We start from the raw sequence: 16,132 nt of genomic DNA, 5'->3' as shown, positions 1-16,132 counted from the left end.
GTCCGGGCCTTCGCGCGCAGGGCCCGGTGCGGGTCACGTCATGTCACGTCATGCGAGTCCGTACCCACCCCACACACAGCGCCGCCGGCGCCGCCGCCAGCAGCAGGCACACGCCCGTCTCCATCCACTGGAGCGGCCACAGGTGGGACGACGGATGCAGCTCGGCCCAGTGCCCCGTCCTCCCCGCCGCGAACATGCACTTCTCGTACCCGCCGGTCGCGCCGAAGCAGCCCGGCACGTCCGTGACGCGGGCCCCCGTGGGGGAGAGCGCGCCGTCCGACAGCACCCAGGCGCCGTCCGGGCCGGGGATCGCGGTGGTGTGCCGCGCGTTCACCGTCACCGTCGGCCACAGGGAGCCGCGTACCCGCTCCAGCAGGAGCAGCGTCCCGGCCCCGGCGGCCAGCGTGACCCCCATCGCCAGGACGGTCCGCCGCAACACCAGCCCCAGCGTCACGCCGAGCACCACCAGGAGCACCGAGCGGCCGACCAGGACCGGGCCGATCCCGTCGAACGGGTACCAGTCGTACCAGGGGAACCGCCCGCCCATCACCCGCGCCGCGGGCCGCCACCACCAGGTCATGGCCGCCGCCAGGACACCGCTGATCACCACGGTCAGCACGACGGGCACGGCGAGCTTGGCGGCGAACCAGCGCAGCCGCGTCACCGACTGGGTGCAGACCGTCCGGTACGTACCGGACTCCAGCTCCTGGGAGAGCTGCGGGGAGCCGAGGAACAGGCCCAGGAGCAGCGGGACGGCCGCCAGCACCTGGAGCGGGCGGCGCATCGGGAACTGGTACGTGGCCCCGAACTCCGCGATCTTCGAGAAGCACGCACCGGTCGGTTCCGTCGCGCCCGCGCAGCGGTCGAGGTGCTGCCGCGCGATGGCGGCGGCGAGGTGCTGGTGCTGGACGGCGGCGTACACGGCGAAGGCCGTGGCGGCGGTCAGGCCGATCCAGAACGCGGCGCGGTTCTGCCGCCACATCAGCCAGACGAGTCCGTGCAGGTGGGGGCCACGGCGGCGGGTGGTGGCGGGTTGCGCGGGCCGGGTGGCGGTGAGCGGGCCGGCGTTCATGCCGCCACCGCCGGGGAGGCGCCGGGGCGGGCGCTCGGAGTGATCAGCGGGGGCGCGTCGGTGACCCGCAGATACGCGAGCAGCAGCTCCTCCAGGGTGGGGGTCCGTACGGTCGGGCCGTCGCCCGGAAAGCTGTCGGGCAGCGGTCCCTGCGGGCGTACCAGCGTCGTGGTCCCCTCCCGGGAGACCGTTGTCCCGATGACGAGGTGACCGGCGAGGCGCGCCCGGTGGGCGGAGCCGTCGGCGGGGTCCGACACGACGCGGTGGCTGTCGAGGAGGACGTCCACCTCACCGGCCAGCCGGACGGTGCCGTCGTTGACCAGGACGAGGTAGTCGCAGGCGTCCTCCAGCTCGGACACCAGGTGGGTCGACATGACCACCGTGGAGCCGTGCGCGCGGGCCTCCGCCATCAGCGTGTCCGTCATGTGGCGCCGTACCAGCGGGTCCAGGTCGGCCATCGGCTCGTCCAGCAGCATCAGCCGAGGCCGTTTGCCGAGCGCCAGCGCGAAGGCGACGCGGGTGCGCTGCCCGCCGGACAGGGTGCCGATCCGGGCGCGGTACGGCACGTGGCCCGCCTCGACGATGCGCTCGGCGGTCTCCTGGTGCCAGGTGGGGTTCAACTCACGGCCCAGGCGCAGGATCTCGTCCACCCGGAAGCGGGAGTAGAGCGCCTTCTCCTGGCCGAGGAACGCGGTGTGCTGCCGCGCGACGGCGCCGCGCGGATCACTCCCCAGCACGCGGACGGTGCCGGAGCTGGGCTCCAGCAGGTCCGCGGCGAGCGACAGCAGGGTGGTCTTGCCGGCGCCGTTCGGGCCCACCAGGGCGCAGATCCGCCCGGCGGGCAGGCGCAGCGAGCAGTCCCGCAGGGCCCAGCCGCGCCGGTAGCGCCGGCCCAGCCCCACCGCTTCGAGGGCGGCCGGGGCTTCGAGCGCGGCCGGGGAGGCGGAGGAATGGGGCCGGGCCGGTGCCGGGTCGGGGTCGGGCTCCGGCGGCGTACCGATGGAGCCGCTTGTCACACTGTTCATGCCGCCGACCCTGGGAACGCCGTGCCCCGGGGGTCTTCGGCGAAAGGGATACGCCCCGGACCTGCCGAAAGGTGAATCGGCGGCGGGATCGCATACCAAGGTACGTAATCCGCCGGGAGCGCCCACGGCGACTCGGCAGGCCGTCCGGCACCCCGTACATTTTGTGACCATGCGCAGAAAGAACCCGCCCGCCGTGCGACGGACGCACCGGGAGAAGACGGTCGATCTGGGCGTCGTGCTCCTGGCACTCGCCCTGACGGGCCTGGCCGGCTGGGCGGCCGACAGCGGTGTGATGATCTATCCGCAGCTCACCACGACGGGCGCGGCGCCGGTGGGCCTGCTCGCCGGGCTGACGGGGCTGCCGGACGGCACCGCCACCGGACAGGCCCCGTTCGCGGCGTGGACCGTACCCGTGGGGTTCGCGCTCTGTCTGCTGCTGTGGTGGCGCCGCCGGTGGCCGGCCGCCGTCGCCGGGGTGACCGTACTGCTGGGGACCTGCGCGCCCGCCGTGGCGCCCGCGATCATCGCGCTGCACACGGCGACCGTCCTGTGCACCCGCCGTACCGTCGCGTGGGTCGGTGCCCTGGCCGTCGCGCCGCTGCCGTTCTACTTCGTCAGCGGGCCCTCGCGCGGCGGGACGGACACCGCCGCCGTGCTGGTCGGGGTCCCGCTGATCGCCGCGACCATCGGGTGGGGTCTGTTCGTACGGTCCCTGCACGAGCGCACCGACCGGGCGGAGGCGGAGGCGGTCCTGCGGGCCGAGCGGGCGGAGGCGGACGCTGTCCTGCGGGCCGAGCGGGCGCAGCAGCAGGCGCGGGAGGACACCGCCCGGGAGATGCACGACGTCCTGGCCCACCGTCTGTCGCTGCTGAGCGTGCACGCCGGGGCGCTGGAGTTCCACCCCGACGCCCCGGCCGCCGACATCGAACGGGCGGCGGGCGTGATCAGGGAGAGCGCCCACCAGGCGCTGGAGGACCTCCAGGTGGTGCTGCGGGTGCTGCGGACCCCGCTGGGCGGCGGCGGTACGGAGCCGCCGCAGCCGACACTCGCCGATGTACGGACGCTGGTGGCCGAGGCCCGCGCCGCCGGGATGGACGTCGAGCTGGACGAGCGGATCGCGCGGCCGGACACGGGGGCGCGGGCCGGGCAGGGGACGGGGGCCGGGGAGGGGACGGGGATCACCGGCCGTACGGCGTACCGCATCGTGCAGGAAGGGCTGACGAACGCCCGCAAGCACGCCCACAGCGCTTCCGTACGGGTCACCCTGCACGGCGGCCCGCACGAGGGCCTGTCGGTGGACCTGCGCAATCGCGCGCCCCGGGGCGGGTCGCCCTCCGGCATCCCCGGGACGGGCCAGGGCCTGATCGGCCTCACCGAGCGCGCCGTACTGGCGGGCGGGAAGGTCACCTACGGCAGGTCGGCGGACGACTTCCTGCTCCAGGCCTGGCTGCCGTGGCCCGCGTGATCCGGGTCCTGCTCGCCGACGACGACCCGCTGGTCCGCTCGGGGCTGCGGCTGATGCTCGGCGGCGCGGACGACATCGAGGTCGTCGGGGAGGCGGCGGACGGGAGCGAGGTCGTGGCGCTGGTCGGGGAGTTGGCCCCCGACCTCGTCCTGATGGACATCCGGATGCCGGTGGTGGACGGCCTCGAAGCGACCCAGCTGCTGCGCGCCCGGCCCTCGCCGCCCGCGATCGTGATGCTGACGACCTTCAAGGCCGACGAGTACGTCCTGCGCGCCCTGCGGGCCGGGGCCGCGGGATTCCTGCTGAAGCACACGCCGCCCGGTGAGATCGTGGCCGCCGTACGGAGGGTGGCGGCGGGGGAGCCGGTCCTGTCGCCCGCGGTGACGCGGCAGCTCATCAGCCGGCTGACGGCGGACCCCGATCCGCGCGAGGCGGACCGGGAGCGGGGCGCGCGGGCGGGCGAACGGCTGGCCCTGCTCGGCGACCGGGAGCGGGAGGTGGCCCTCGCGGTGGGGCAGGGGAAGACCAACGCGGAGATCGCGGCGGAGCTGTACATGGGGCTGCCCACGGTCAAGGCGCACGTCTCGCACATCCTCACCAAACTGGGCCTCACCAACCGGGTCCAGATCGCGCTGGCGGTTCGTGACGCGAGTGGCTCCTGAGACGGTACGAACGGGTTCCGGGCGGTGAACGTCTCGGAAATTCGGGGGAGTTGGGGGGACGCGGTCTTGACGTGTACACATCTACGCGCGTCATCATGGGGGCATGCGAATTCCCCCACGTATCGCCGCCCTGGGCTCCGTCGTAGCCCTCGCCTCCACCGTCCTGGTCGGCACGGCCGCCATCACCGCGTCCGCGGCGCCCAGCGCCGTCGGCAGCATCTGCTACGGCAGCCTGCCGTCGCAGGCCCGCACGACCCTCAGCCTCATCGCCCGTGGCGGGCCGTTCCCGTACTCCCAGGACGGTGCCGTCTTCCAGAACCGCGAGCGCCTGCTCCCCCTCCAGGCGTCCAGCTACTACCACGAGTACACCGTCGTGACCCCCGGCTCCCCCGACCGCGGTGCCCGCCGCATCATCACCGGCAAGAAGGTCGACGAGGACTACTACACCTCCAACCACTACGCCTCGTTCTCGCTCGTCAACTACGGCTGCTGACACCGCTGGAAAGGTAACCTCCGTCCCATGACCGTGACCTATGTGATCGACGGGGCGGAGGTCACCGACCTGGACAGCTTCTGGCGGGTGATCGGCGCCGCGGTGAACGGACCCGGCGGGTACTTCGGGCGCAATCTCGACGCGCTCGTGGACTGCCTGCGCGGCGGGTTCGGCACACCGGACGACCGTGACTTCGCCTTCGAGTGGCGCGCGCACGACGTCTCGCGCGCGCGGCTGGACGAGACGGGGGCCGGTACGGGGCGCTCGGTCTTCGGCGAACTCGCCGAGATCATCGAGGAGGGGGCGCCGGGAGGGCTGCGACTCATCTGACGCGCCGTCAGGCCTCGTGGCCTCAGGCCGTGTTCGTACGCGTACGGGCCTCCGGGCTCGTCCCTGTCCCCGTACCCGCTTCCGTTTCGCCCGGCAGCGGGATCCACTTGTGCGACCAGGCGATGACCGACGCCAGCACCGGTTCCAGTTCGCGTCCCCTCTCGGTGAGGTGGTACTCGACCTGGACCGGTGTGGTGGCCAGCACCCGGCGCTCGATCAGCTCGTCGTCCTGGAGCGCGCGCAGCCGCTGCGCCAGCATGGTGTCGCTGACGCCCGGGATCGCCGCCTTGATCTGCGCGTACCGGTGCTGCCCGGTGAACAGGGCGCGCAGGACCGCGCCGGTCCACCGGGTGCCGATCAGCTCGATCGCCGTGTGGAAGCGCGTACACACCGGATGGATGGCGGTCATGGCTTCACGGCCGCCGGCCGGGGCGCGCGCAGCGGGAGCAGCGCCTCGCTGACCCGCTTGAGCTCGTCGAACATCGCCTTCGCCGCCCCGGTCATGACGTCGTTGGCCGCCAGGCCCCCGTCCTCGGTGACGAGCTGGTGGGCGAAGGGGATCGGGACGGCCTCGAACACCGGGGTCATCCGGAGCGTGGTGACGACCTGCTTGATCATCTGGGCCGCCCGGGTGCCCGCGGCGACGCCTCCGTAGCTGACGAGGCCGACCGGCTTGTGGTGCCACTCGTTGTGCAGGTAGTCGAGGGCGTTCTTCAGCTCCGCGTTGTAGCCGTAGTTGTACTCCGGCATGACAAACACGAAGGCGTCGCCCTCGGCGATCTTCGCGCTCCAGTCACGGGTGTGCTGGTGGGTGTACTGGCCCAGCCGCGGGTGGTTCGGCTCGTTCATGAACGGCAGGTTCACGTCGGCGAGGTCTATCAGCTCGATGTCCTCGAAACCACCGTGCTTGCGGGCTTCCGCGTCGACCCACTGCCCGATGGTGAGGCCGATCCGGCCGGGCCTGGTGCTCGCCACGATGATCTTCAGGTGCGCCACTGCTGTCTCCTTGTGAGGGGGCCGGCCGTCAGGGGGGTGACCGACACCTGAGGAGACTACGGATTTCTTAGTCGATAAGTAAAGCTTAGTTGCGCGGGTGGGGTGTCTCCCCTCAGTGGCGCCGGGGCAGTGTCCGTTCCAGGCGCCGCCGCTCCGGCCCTTCCGGTACGTACCGCACGGCGTCCACCGCCGTCCGGCGCGCGCCGCCGCCCGCGTCCTCGTCCGCCAGGATCCGCGCCAACGCCTCGACGGCGGCCGGGTCCTGACGTACCGCCAGGCCGCGCGCCGCCTCGGCGACCGTGTCCGCCTCCGGGTCCGCCAGCCGGGCCGCCAGCGCCTCCCGCAGGGCGGGTGTGTTGTCCGCCACACCCGCCAGGGCGCGGACCGCCACCTTCCGTACGGAGGCGTCCGCGTCGCCGCTCAGCAGGATCAGCGCCCACACCCCGTCCTGATGGCCGTCCGGTACGAGCCCGGTCAGCGCCAGCGCGGCCCGCCGCCGTACCCCCGCGTCCCGGTGGCCCGTGTGGCGCAGGATCTCCGGCAGGGCGTCAGGATCGCCCTGGTGCCCGAGCCCGGTCACGACCGCGCGGACCAGCTCGGGCTCCGCCGCCCCGCGCGACAGCTCGCGCAGCAGCGGGACCACCCGGGCGGTGAACCGGCCCGTGCCTCCCGCCACGTCGGCGCCCGCCCCGCCCAGCCCCGCCAGGACGTCCGCCGCGAACGCCTGCCGCAGCGGATCGTCGCCCGCGCACCACGCGGACGCCGCCAGAAACGTTTCCTCATCGCCGCGCCGCCACAGCGCGGCCGCCGCCTCCGTCCAGTCGTCCCGATCGCGGTCCCCGCAGCGCAGCGCCCGCCCAGCCAGCTCCTCGTACGGCGTGAGGACCCCCAGCTCGGCCTCCAGGAGCGTGGCGACGGCGGCGTGGCCCGTCTGCTGCTCCTGGCCCGCCACCGGCACGCCGTCCCGCAGCAGTTCGACCACCACCGTCTCGGAGCCGTCCTCCTCGATCCGGCGCACCACGCTCTCGTATCCGTCGCCGTACGCGCGCAGCAGCCCGTCGCGCAGTTCCCGCTCCACGTCGAGCGCCATCCAGCGGCGCGCCTCGGCGAGGGCCGCGCCCTGTGCGTCCGCGCCCTCCGTGTGCGCGCCCTCCGTGTGCGCGCCGCGGGCGCCCGCGCCGTACCGCAGCAGGACCCGGGTGGTCGAGGGGGAGCCGCGGCGGGCGGCGAGCAGCAGCGGCGGTTCGTCGCCGGGGCCCGGGAGGTCCGGGTCCGCGCCCTGCTCCAGCAGGGCCTCCGCCGTGTCGGGGAAGCCCTGGACGGCGGCCCAGGCGAGGGCGGTGAAGCCGAACGCCTCCCGCCGGTCGGGCCGCGCGCCCGCCGCGAGCAGCGCCCGTACGACCTCGGTGTGCCCGCCGCAGGCCGCGCCGCACAGGGGCAGGTCCCCGCCGTCGGGGCCGCTCCCGCGCTCCGGGTCGGCGCCGGCGGTGAGCAGCAGCCGTACCAGGCCCGGTGCGTCGCTGACGGCCGCGAGGTAGAGGGCGCTCTGGCCGTCCCCGTCGGTCGCCCCGGCGGGCACGCCCGCGCGGAGCAGGCGGACGACGGTGTCGTCCGCACCCCCGAGCACCGCCTCGAACAGGCCATGAACACCCGCCGTCGGCTCATTCGTCATCCTTCGACCCTACGTGCGACGCCTGTGCGGGCATCCCGGGGCCGCCGGCCCGGCCTGGGCCTGGGCGCGGCCCTGTCAGGTGTCGCACTCCAGGACCGTCCCGCAGAGCCCGCAGCGGGCCCTGACCCGCCCCCGGACCGGGACCCGGATGCGCTGGTGGCAGGTCGGGCAGGGGAACGAGACGCGCGGCCCGTCGGGAAGGTGCTCGAAGGCGTACGGCAGCGCCGGGTCGGGGGCGACCTCCACACGGCCGGGGTGGTCGAGCGCGTAGCGCCGCTCCTTCGCGTACCGGTGGCGGCCCAGCCGGCCGGCCGTGGTCAGCGGCGGCTGCTGCTCGTCGCGCAGGGCCTGCGCGCGGCCCTTCGCGTACGACGTGTATCCCTGCGGGCTGGTGAACCAGATCCGGGGGTCCTCGTCGAAGACGAGCGCGCGCTTGGCGAGGACGTAACCGAACTCCTCGGGGGTCAGATAGCCGAGCTTCTGGCTGGAGTCGCGGTCCTCGCGGTACGCGTCGAGCAGCAGCCACCCCGCGCCGAGGTAGGTGGTCGCGGTGTCGGTGAGGATCTCGTTGTCGCGGGTGCCGGGGAAGCTCAGCCCCAGCCGGTGCAGCAGGACGTGGGTGATCTCGTGGGCGAGCGCGGCGCCGATGTCCCTGCGGTGGGTGCGGAAGCGGTTGTTGAGTTCGACGAAGTACTCGGGCCCGGCGGTCAGTTCGACGCTCGCCGCGTGTTCCATGTCGCGGAAACTGACGATCACGCGCGCGTCGGGCAGCCGGAGTTGCTGGACCAGGGCGTGGGCGACCCGCTGGGTGCCCAGGTGGAGGTCGTCCTGGTCGGAGAAGGCGACGTCGGCCGGGGCGACGCTCGGCGCGTACCGGCGGACACCCTCGGGGGAGAGCCGCCGGTAGAGCGCGGTGATCGCGGCGCGCGCGGTGTCCAGGTGCGGATAGCCGTGCATGACGTCAGTTCCGTGTGCCACGTCCGTACCCCCCTGCAAGGACGGTCATCCGCGATCCACTGTACGGCGGAGGTACGGCGCGCGGCGGCGCGGCCTGCGGAGGTACGGGCTGCGGGGGTACGGCCCGCGGAGGTACGGCCTGCGCGGGTACGGCCCGCGGTGGTACGGCCTGCGCGGGTACGGCTCCGGCCCGGCGCGCGGCGGTACGGCTCCGGTGCGCCGCGCGGGCACCGTACCGGCCCCTGTCCGGCGTCCGGTGAGCGGACGGCGACCGGTGTACGCCCCCCTTCCGTGGCCGGATCCGGGTTCTTGTGGCGCGGTGGGCGCGCTCCCCATAATCCGGATCACGCCTTGTCGGGCTCATGTCAGGCCCGCTCTCCCGTTTCTCCCCCCACGAAGGGCAGATCCATGAACCAGCTCGTGCGTGCCTTCAAGAGATACGCCGCCGCCGGTGCCGTCATCCTCGCGGCCGTCAGCCTCCAGCCCTCCTCCGCCTTCGCGTCGCCGGCCCCGGACACCCGGACCGCGGCCGTCGCGCCCGTCGCTCCCCCCGTCGTCGGCGGCACCCGCGCCGCACAGGGCGAATTCCCCTTCATGGTCCGGCTCTCCATGGGCTGTGGCGGCGCTCTGTACTCCCCGACCATCGTCCTCACCGCCGCGCACTGCGTGAGCGGCTCGGGCAACAACACCAGCATCACCGCCACCGCCGGTGTCGTCGACCTGAACAGCACCAGCGCGATCAAGGTCAGGTCCACCAAGGTCCTCCAGGCCCCCGGCTACAACGGCGCGGGCAAGGACTGGGCGCTGATCAAGCTCGCCTCCGCGATCAACCTGCCGACTCTCAAGATCGCCACGACCACGCAGTACAACACCGGCAACTTCACCATCGCGGGCTGGGGCGGGGCGACCGAGGGCGGCGCCCAGCAGCGCTACCTCCTCAAGGCGACCGTCCCGTTCGTCTCCGACAGCGTGTGCAACGGGCCGTCCTCGTACGACGGTGACGTCATCGCCTCCCAGGAGATCTGCGCCGGCTTCGCCGCAGGCGGCACCGACACCTGCCAGGGCGACTCGGGCGGCCCCATGTTCCGCAAGGACAACGCGGGCGCCTTCATCCAGGTCGGCATCGTGAGCTGGGGCAACGGCTGCGCGCGGCCGAACTACTACGGTGTGTACACCGAGGTCTCGACCTTCGCCTCCGCGATCGCCTCGGCTGCGGCCGGTCTCTGACCCCGCACCCCGGGACGGTCTCTGACCTCACCCCCCGGACTGATCTCTGACCTCACCCCCCGGGACTGGTCTCCGACCCCGCCCCCCAACGGACGGTCTCTGACCCGCCCCAGCCACCCCCACGCGCGCCGGGACTCGCGTCCCGCACACCACCCGGCGCGCGCGGGCCGGCCTGCGCCCCGCGCCGGACGGTCTAAGCTCCGACACCATGACCACGAGCAACACCGGTGTCGACGAGTCCGTACGCGCCGAACTGAACCGCCTCCGCGACAGCATCGACAACATCGACGCGGCCGTCGTCCACATGCTGGCCGAGCGCTTCAAGTGCACCCAGCAGGTCGGTGTCCTCAAGGCCGAGCACCATCTCCCACCGGCCGACCCGGCCCGCGAGTCCCGCCAGATCACGCGGCTGCGGCAGCTGGCGGAGAGCGCCCGCCTGGACCCCGCCTTCGCCGAGAAGCTGCTGAACTTCATCATCGCCGAGGTGATCCGCCACCACGAGACCATCGCGGACGAGGTGACGCAGACAGCCTCCGGAGGCGACGTGGAGTGACGGCACGCGGCGGCCCGCCGGGCGGGACCCCGCCCGGAGCGCCGCCCGTACCCCCGCCGCCCCGCCCCATCGCCCACAGCGCAACACACCCCGGTGCGCGGGCCCGGGGCGATCCGGCACCATGTCCCCCATGTCCGTACTGACGCGCGACGAAGCGCAGACCCGAGCCCAGTTCCTCGATGTGCACCGGTACACGATCGCTCTCGATCTCACCACCGGCGAGGACACCTTCGACTCCCGCACCGTCATCCACTTCACGGCGCGGGCGGCCGGGGACACCTTCGTCGAGCTCAAGCCCGCCGCACTGCACTCCGCCACCCTCGACGGCACGGCCCTCGACCCCGCCGCGCTCGACGAAAACCGGCTCGCCCTCACCGGGCTCACCGCCGGGCCGCACGAGCTGCGCATACACGCGGACATGCGCTACTCCCGCACCGGCGAGGGCATGCACCGCTTCACCGACCCCGCCGACGGCGAGACGTACACCTACACCCAGCTCTTCATGGACGACGTCCAGCGCGTCTTCGCCGCCTTCGACCAGCCCGACCTCAAATCCGTCTTCGAGCTGACCGTCACCGCGCCCGAGGAATGGACCGTCCTCGGCAACGGTGTCGCCACGAGGACCCCCGGAGGCCCGGCGGGACACTGGACGATCGCGCCCACCCCGCTCATCTCCACCTACCTCGTCGCCGTCGCCGCCGGCCCCTGGCACTCCGTGCGCACCGAACACGCCGGACTGCCCTTCGGCCTCCACTGCCGCCGCTCCCTCGCGCCCCACCTCGACACCGACGCCGACGAGATCCTCTCCATCACCCGCGCCTGCTTCGACCGCTACCACGAGAAGTTCGAGGAGCCGTACCCCTTCGACTCCTACGACCAGGCCTTCGTCCCGGAGTTCAACGCCGGCGCCATGGAGAACCCCGGACTCGTCACCTTCCGCGACGAGTTCATCTACCGCTCCGCCGTCACCGACACCGAGCGCCAGACCCGCGCCATGGTCGTCGCCCACGAGATGGCCCACATGTGGTTCGGTGACCTCGTCACCCTCGCCTGGTGGGACGACATCTGGCTCAACGAGTCCTTCGCCGAGTACATGGGCTACCAGATCCTCACCGAGGCCACCCGGTTCACCGACACCTGGGTCGACTTCGGCATCGCACGGAAGGCCTGGGGGTACGACGCCGACCAGCGCCCCTCCACCCACCCCGTCGCGCCCGACCCGGACGCCGTCCCCGACACCGCCTCCGCGCTCCTCAACTTCGACGGCATCTCGTACGCCAAGGGCGCCTCCGCCCTGCGCCAACTCGTCGCCTGGCTCGGCGACAAGGACTTCCTCGCCGGCATCAACGTCCACTTCGCCCGGCACAAGTTCGGCAACGCCACCCTCGCCGACTTCATCGACAACCTGGCGTCGGCCACCGACCGCGACGTGCACGCCTGGGCCGCGCGGTGGCTGCGCACCACCGGCGTCGACACCCTCACCCCGCGCGTGACGACCGGCGACAACAGCTGGACCCTCGACGTCGTACGGAACGGCAGCAGGCCGCACCACATCTCCGTCGGTATGTACGACCTCGACGTCGTCGACCCGACCAAGCTCGTCGCGCGCGAGCGCGTCGCACTCGACGTCCCCCTCACCGAGGCCCCGGTGACCAGGCCGGGCCGCCGCCCCGCCCTCGTCGTCCTCAACGACGGCGACCTCACCTACGCCAAGGTCCGCCTCGACCCCGTCTCCTGGGACACCGCGCTGCGCGCCCTGTCCGGCGTCCCCGACGCCCTCACCCGCGCCGTCATCTGGAACGCCGCCCGCGACATGGTCCGCGACGGCGAACTCGCCCCCGCCGCCTACCTGGACGCCGCCCGCGCCCACCTGCCCCACGAGAGCGACCTCGCCCTCGTCCAGGGCGTCCTCGCCTTCGCCGCCGTCCAGATCACCGACCGCTACCTCGCCGACGAGGACCGGCGCGCCGCCCTCACCACCCTCACCGCCCTCTGCCGCGACCTCATCCGCCGCACCGAGGACGGCAGCAACCCCGGGCTGCGCCTCACCGCCGTACGCCACTTCATCGACGCCGCCACCCAGCCCGGCGCCCTCCAGGACTGGCTCGACTGCGGCAGCGTCCCCGGCGGCCCCGAACTCGACCCCGAACTGCGCTGGCGCGTCCTCACCCGCCTCGCGGTCCTCGGCTCCCTGGACGAGAACGCCATCGCCGCGGAACTCACCGCCGACCCCAGCGCCACCGGCCAGGAAGGCGCGGCCCGTTGTCGCGCCGCCCTGCCCGACCCCGAGGCCAAAGCCGCCGCCTGGGCCCGGCTCTACGCCACCGACGACCTCTCCAACTACCTCTTCGCCGCCACCGCGCAGGGCTTCTGGCAACCCGAACAGGCCGATCTCGTACGGGAGTACGTGCCCCGCTTCTACGCCGAGGCCGTTGCGCTCGCCGACCGGCGCGGCCCCGCCATGGCCGAAGCCGCGGGCCGCCACGGATTCCCCGTGCACGCCGTCGACCAGGAGGCGCTGCGCCTCGGCCAGGAGTGCCTGGACACCGCCGAGATGATCCCCGCGCTGCGCCGCAAACTCGCCGACCAACTGGACGACCTCGGCCGGGCGCTCCAGGTACGCGGCGCCTGACCGCGGGGCGGCGAACCGCCCGAGCACCACCCCACGAGGTCCGGACGGGCAGCACGCCCGTCCGGGCCTCCGCGCGTCTCACCTGGACCGTCCGCCGGACCCGCCAAGGCCACCCCACCCCGGCCGATACTCCTTACAGGTTCCGCTCGTTGTGCTCCACGGGCACGCACGACCACCGAACCTGAAGGACCCCCTATGCGCACGCCACCCCCCGGCATCTCCCTCCCGCCCCTGGCGGGTGGCGAACACGGTCCCGACGCGCTGCGGCCCCTCCTCGCCACCGTCCTCGACGCCCTCCACGACGGCGCCGCCGAACGCGGCGGCCCCCTGCCCGCCGGCGGACCCGACCGCGTCGCCGGCCAACTCCGTACCGCCGCGGAACCCGTCCTCCCCGACACCGGCGCGGGACCGGGCGAAGCCCTCCGTACCCTTGTCCACGCCCTCTCCCTGGGCGCCGCCGATCCCGCCCATCCCCACTGCGCCGCCCACCTGCACACCCCGCCGCTCGCGCTCGCCGTCGCCGCCGACCTCGCCGCGTCCGCCCTCAACCAGTCCATGGACTCCTGGGACCAGGCCCCCGCCGCCTCCGTACTCGAAGCGCTCGTCACCCGCGCCCTCGCCGACGAGGTCTACCCCGGCGGCCCCGACGCCGCCCCCGGTCCCGGCCGCGCCCCCGACGCGATCCTCACCACCGGCGGCACCGAGTCCAACCAACTCGCCCTGCTCCTCGCCCGGGAACGGCACGGCCCCACCCTCCAGGTCGTCTGCGGCGCCCACACCCACCACTCCGTCCACCGCGCCGCCTGGCTCCTCGGCCTGCCCCGCCCCGTCACGATCCCCACCCCCACGGGCGCCCTCGACCCCGCCGCCCTCGACGCGGTCCTCACCGCCCTGCGCGGCCCCTTCCTCGTCACCGCCACCGCCGGTACCACCGACACCGGCCGCATCGACCCCCTGAACGCCCTCGCCGACCTCTGCGACACCCACGGCGCCGGTCTCCACATCGACGCCTCCTACGGCGGCCCGCTCCTCTTCAGCCCCACCCACCGCCCCCTGCTCGACGGGCTCCACCGCGCCCACAGCGTCACCCTCGACCTCCACAAACTCGGCTGGCAGCCCATCGCCGCCGGACTCCTCGCCGTCCCCCGCACCGGCGACCTGGCCCCCCTGGCCCACACCGCCGACTACCTCAACGCCGACGACGACACCGAGGCCGGCCTCCCCGACCTCCTCGGCCGCTCCCCGCGCACCACCCGCCGCCCCGACGTCCTCAAGATCGCCGTCACCCTCAAGGCACTCGGCCGTACCGGACTCGCCGCGCTCGTCGACCGCGTCCTCGACAGCGCCCGGCTCCTCGCCGACCTGGTCGAGGACCGGCCAGGACTGGAGCTGTACGAACGGCCCACCCTGACCACCGTGCTGTTCCGGCCCGCCGGCGCCCCCGACCACACCGTCGCCGCCGCCCGCCGCACCCTCCTCACCGAAGGCACCGCCGTCCTCGGCCGCGCCCGCGCCGACGGCCGCCTCTGGTTCAAGGCCACCCTGCTCAACCCCCACGCCACCCCCGGCGACCTCGACACACTGCTCCGACTCGTGGAAGGCAGCACCCGCCGATGACCCACCGGCCCAACGATCTGGACGACCCCCACGACCTGGTGGGCATCGGCATCGGCCCGTTCAACCTCTCCCTCGCCGCCCTCGCCGACGGCATCCACGGCGGCCTCGCCGCCACCTTCTACGACCAGAGCCCCGCGTTCCGCTGGCACCCCGGCCTGCTCATCGACGGCACCACCCTCCAAGTCCCATTCCTGGCCGACCTGGTGACCCTCGCCGACCCCGCCAGCCCCTGGTCCTTCCTCAGCTACCTCAGGGCCCGCGACCGGCTCTTCCCCTTCTACGTGGCCGAGCGCTTCCACATCCAGCGCGCCGAGTACGACGCGTACTGCCGCTGGGTCAGCGAACAACTCCCCGGGCTCCACTTCGGACATCAGGTCGACGCCGTCCGCTGGAACCCCGAACGCGGCCTGTTCGAGGTCGACTTCACCCAGCTCGACCGCGACGGCGAGGTCGAGGCCCTCGGCCGCGCGTACACCCGTAACGTCGTCCTCGGCATCGGCACCGAGCCCTACGTCCCCGAACCCCTCAAACCCCTCGCCGACGCCCCCGCCGTCCCCGTCATCCACTCCGCCGACTACCTCGACCACCGCGAACGCCTGCTCGCCGCCGAGCACATCACCGTCATCGGCTCAGGACAGTCCGGCGCCGAGGTCTTCCTCGACCTGCTCCGCGCCCGCCCCGCCGGCGCCGAGAAACTCCACTGGCTCGCCCGCACCGAGGCGTTCGCCCCCATGGAGTACTCCAAGCTCGGCCTGGAACACTTCACCCCGGACTACACCCAGTACTTCCACGCCCTGCCCGAGCAGGTGCGCGACGACCTCGTCCCCCGCCAGTGGCAGCTCCACAAGGGCATCGACGCCGACACCATCGCCGCCATCCACGACGAGCTGTACCGGCGCACCCTCCACGGAGGCTGGCCCGACGCCGTCCTCACCCCCGGAGTCTCCGTCCGTACGGCGGGGCGCGTCGCCACCACCAAGGTCGAACTCCACCTGGAACACCGGCGGCAGGGCACCCGCTCCCGGCTCACCACCGACGCCGTGGTCCTCGCCACCGGCTACCGCGAACGCCCCTTCGACCGGATCCTCGCCGGCCTCGACCCGTACCTGCGCCGCGACAGCTCGGAGCGCCCCCGTATCGACCCCCACCACCGGCTCGTCCTGGACCGCAGCGTCACCGGCTCCGTCTACGTACAGAACGCGGAACGCCACACCCACGGCGTCGGAGCCCCCGACCTCGGACTCGCCGCGTGGCGCAGCGCCACCATTCTCAACCACCTCACCGGCAACGAGCCGTACCCGCTGCCCCGGCGCACCGCCTTCACCAGCTTCGGCCTCGACGGGCGGGACCGGACCCGCTCGGTGCCCGCACCGAGAGGCCTGGTCCCGCTCACCGAGGTCCGCTGAGGAGGTTCCTGGAAGAGCGGAGAGC

At 73.4% G+C, this 16,132-nt stretch carries 15 protein-coding genes; 9 read left to right on the top strand and 6 right to left on the bottom strand.

Annotated elements, in window-relative coordinates; all coding sequences use genetic code 11:
- Nucleotides 1–43 precede the first annotated feature (43 nt).
- Nucleotides 44–1,072, bottom strand: coding sequence for an ABC transporter permease (locus tag ACIO1C_RS09215; RefSeq protein WP_401860204.1), 1,029 nt, complete (start codon nucleotides 1,070–1,072; stop codon nucleotides 44–46).
- Nucleotides 1,069–2,097 (bottom strand): ABC transporter ATP-binding protein, encoded by a 1,029-nt coding sequence (locus tag ACIO1C_RS09210; RefSeq protein WP_401860202.1) that lies wholly within the window; start codon nucleotides 2,095–2,097, stop codon nucleotides 1,069–1,071. The genes ACIO1C_RS09215 and ACIO1C_RS09210 overlap by 4 nt, the downstream gene beginning before the upstream one ends.
- A 169-nt stretch (nucleotides 2,098–2,266) precedes the next feature.
- Here ACIO1C_RS09210 and ACIO1C_RS09205 point away from each other — a divergent pair, with 169 nt between their 5' ends.
- From ACIO1C_RS09205 to ACIO1C_RS09190, 4 genes are all read left to right on the top strand, one after another.
- Nucleotides 2,267–3,562: a sensor histidine kinase gene (locus ACIO1C_RS09205; protein ID WP_401860199.1), complete on the top strand. Its 1,296-nt coding sequence runs from the start codon at nucleotides 2,267–2,269 to the stop codon at nucleotides 3,560–3,562.
- On the top strand, nucleotides 3,559–4,224 hold the full coding sequence (locus ACIO1C_RS09200; RefSeq protein ID WP_401860987.1) for a response regulator: 666 nt from the start codon (nucleotides 3,559–3,561) through the stop codon (nucleotides 4,222–4,224). Before ACIO1C_RS09205 ends, ACIO1C_RS09200 begins: the two co-directional genes overlap by 4 nt.
- 103 nt (nucleotides 4,225–4,327) lie before the next feature.
- A complete protein-coding gene (locus ACIO1C_RS09195) occupies nucleotides 4,328–4,717 on the top strand; it encodes a ribonuclease domain-containing protein (protein WP_401860196.1) in 390 nt (129 codons plus the stop codon).
- Nucleotides 4,718–4,744: 27 nt separating this feature from the next.
- Nucleotides 4,745–5,047, top strand: coding sequence for a barstar family protein (locus ACIO1C_RS09190; RefSeq protein ID WP_401860193.1), 303 nt, complete (start codon nucleotides 4,745–4,747; stop codon nucleotides 5,045–5,047).
- A gap of 22 nt (nucleotides 5,048–5,069) precedes the next feature.
- Here the strand turns inward: ACIO1C_RS09190 and ACIO1C_RS09185 are convergent, their stop codons facing one another.
- From ACIO1C_RS09185 to ACIO1C_RS09170, 4 genes are all read right to left on the bottom strand, one after another.
- Nucleotides 5,070–5,456 (bottom strand): winged helix-turn-helix transcriptional regulator, encoded by a 387-nt coding sequence (locus ACIO1C_RS09185; RefSeq protein ID WP_401860192.1) that lies wholly within the window; start codon nucleotides 5,454–5,456, stop codon nucleotides 5,070–5,072.
- The gene (locus ACIO1C_RS09180; RefSeq protein WP_401860189.1) at nucleotides 5,453–6,043 is read right to left on the bottom strand and encodes an NADPH-dependent FMN reductase; all 591 of its coding nucleotides are present in this window, start codon (nucleotides 6,041–6,043) and stop codon (nucleotides 5,453–5,455) included. Before ACIO1C_RS09180 ends, ACIO1C_RS09185 begins: the two co-directional genes overlap by 4 nt.
- A 112-nt stretch (nucleotides 6,044–6,155) precedes the next feature.
- Nucleotides 6,156–7,715 carry an ankyrin repeat domain-containing protein gene (locus ACIO1C_RS09175; RefSeq protein ID WP_401860186.1) on the bottom strand — a complete coding sequence of 520 codons (1,560 nt, stop codon included), beginning with the start codon at nucleotides 7,713–7,715 and terminating at the stop codon, nucleotides 6,156–6,158.
- A gap of 75 nt (nucleotides 7,716–7,790) precedes the next feature.
- Complete coding sequence (locus ACIO1C_RS09170) at nucleotides 7,791–8,672, bottom strand: hypothetical protein (RefSeq protein WP_401860984.1); 882 nt, start codon at nucleotides 8,670–8,672, stop codon at nucleotides 7,791–7,793.
- 408 nt (nucleotides 8,673–9,080) lie between these two features.
- On the opposite strand from ACIO1C_RS09170, the gene ACIO1C_RS09165 reads away from it, so the two are divergent.
- The 5 genes from ACIO1C_RS09165 (at nucleotide 9,081) to ACIO1C_RS09145 (ending at nucleotide 16,107) form a co-directional block, all read left to right on the top strand.
- A complete protein-coding gene (locus tag ACIO1C_RS09165; RefSeq protein WP_401860183.1) occupies nucleotides 9,081–9,899 on the top strand; it encodes a S1 family peptidase in 819 nt (272 codons plus the stop codon).
- Between the two features lie 208 nt (nucleotides 9,900–10,107).
- Nucleotides 10,108–10,452, top strand: coding sequence for a chorismate mutase (locus ACIO1C_RS09160; RefSeq protein WP_356424500.1), 345 nt, complete (start codon nucleotides 10,108–10,110; stop codon nucleotides 10,450–10,452).
- Between the two features lie 130 nt (nucleotides 10,453–10,582).
- Nucleotides 10,583–13,084: an aminopeptidase N gene (gene pepN / locus ACIO1C_RS09155; RefSeq protein WP_401860181.1), complete on the top strand. Its 2,502-nt coding sequence runs from the start codon at nucleotides 10,583–10,585 to the stop codon at nucleotides 13,082–13,084.
- Between the two features lie 216 nt (nucleotides 13,085–13,300).
- On the top strand, nucleotides 13,301–14,701 hold the full coding sequence (locus ACIO1C_RS09150; RefSeq protein ID WP_401860981.1) for a pyridoxal phosphate-dependent decarboxylase family protein: 1,401 nt from the start codon (nucleotides 13,301–13,303) through the stop codon (nucleotides 14,699–14,701).
- The gene (locus tag ACIO1C_RS09145; protein ID WP_401860178.1) at nucleotides 14,698–16,107 is read left to right on the top strand and encodes a lysine N(6)-hydroxylase/L-ornithine N(5)-oxygenase family protein; all 1,410 of its coding nucleotides are present in this window, start codon (nucleotides 14,698–14,700) and stop codon (nucleotides 16,105–16,107) included. The genes ACIO1C_RS09150 and ACIO1C_RS09145 overlap by 4 nt, the downstream gene beginning before the upstream one ends.
- The last annotated feature ends 25 nt before the right edge of the window (nucleotides 16,108–16,132 follow it).

The sequence above is a fragment of the Streptomyces sp. NPDC087420 genome (assembly GCF_044744165.1).
GTDB lineage: Bacteria > Actinomycetota > Actinomycetes > Streptomycetales > Streptomycetaceae > Streptomyces.
The sequence above is the reverse complement of the archived record's forward strand: the minus strand, read 5'-3'. Positions and strand labels throughout refer to the sequence as shown.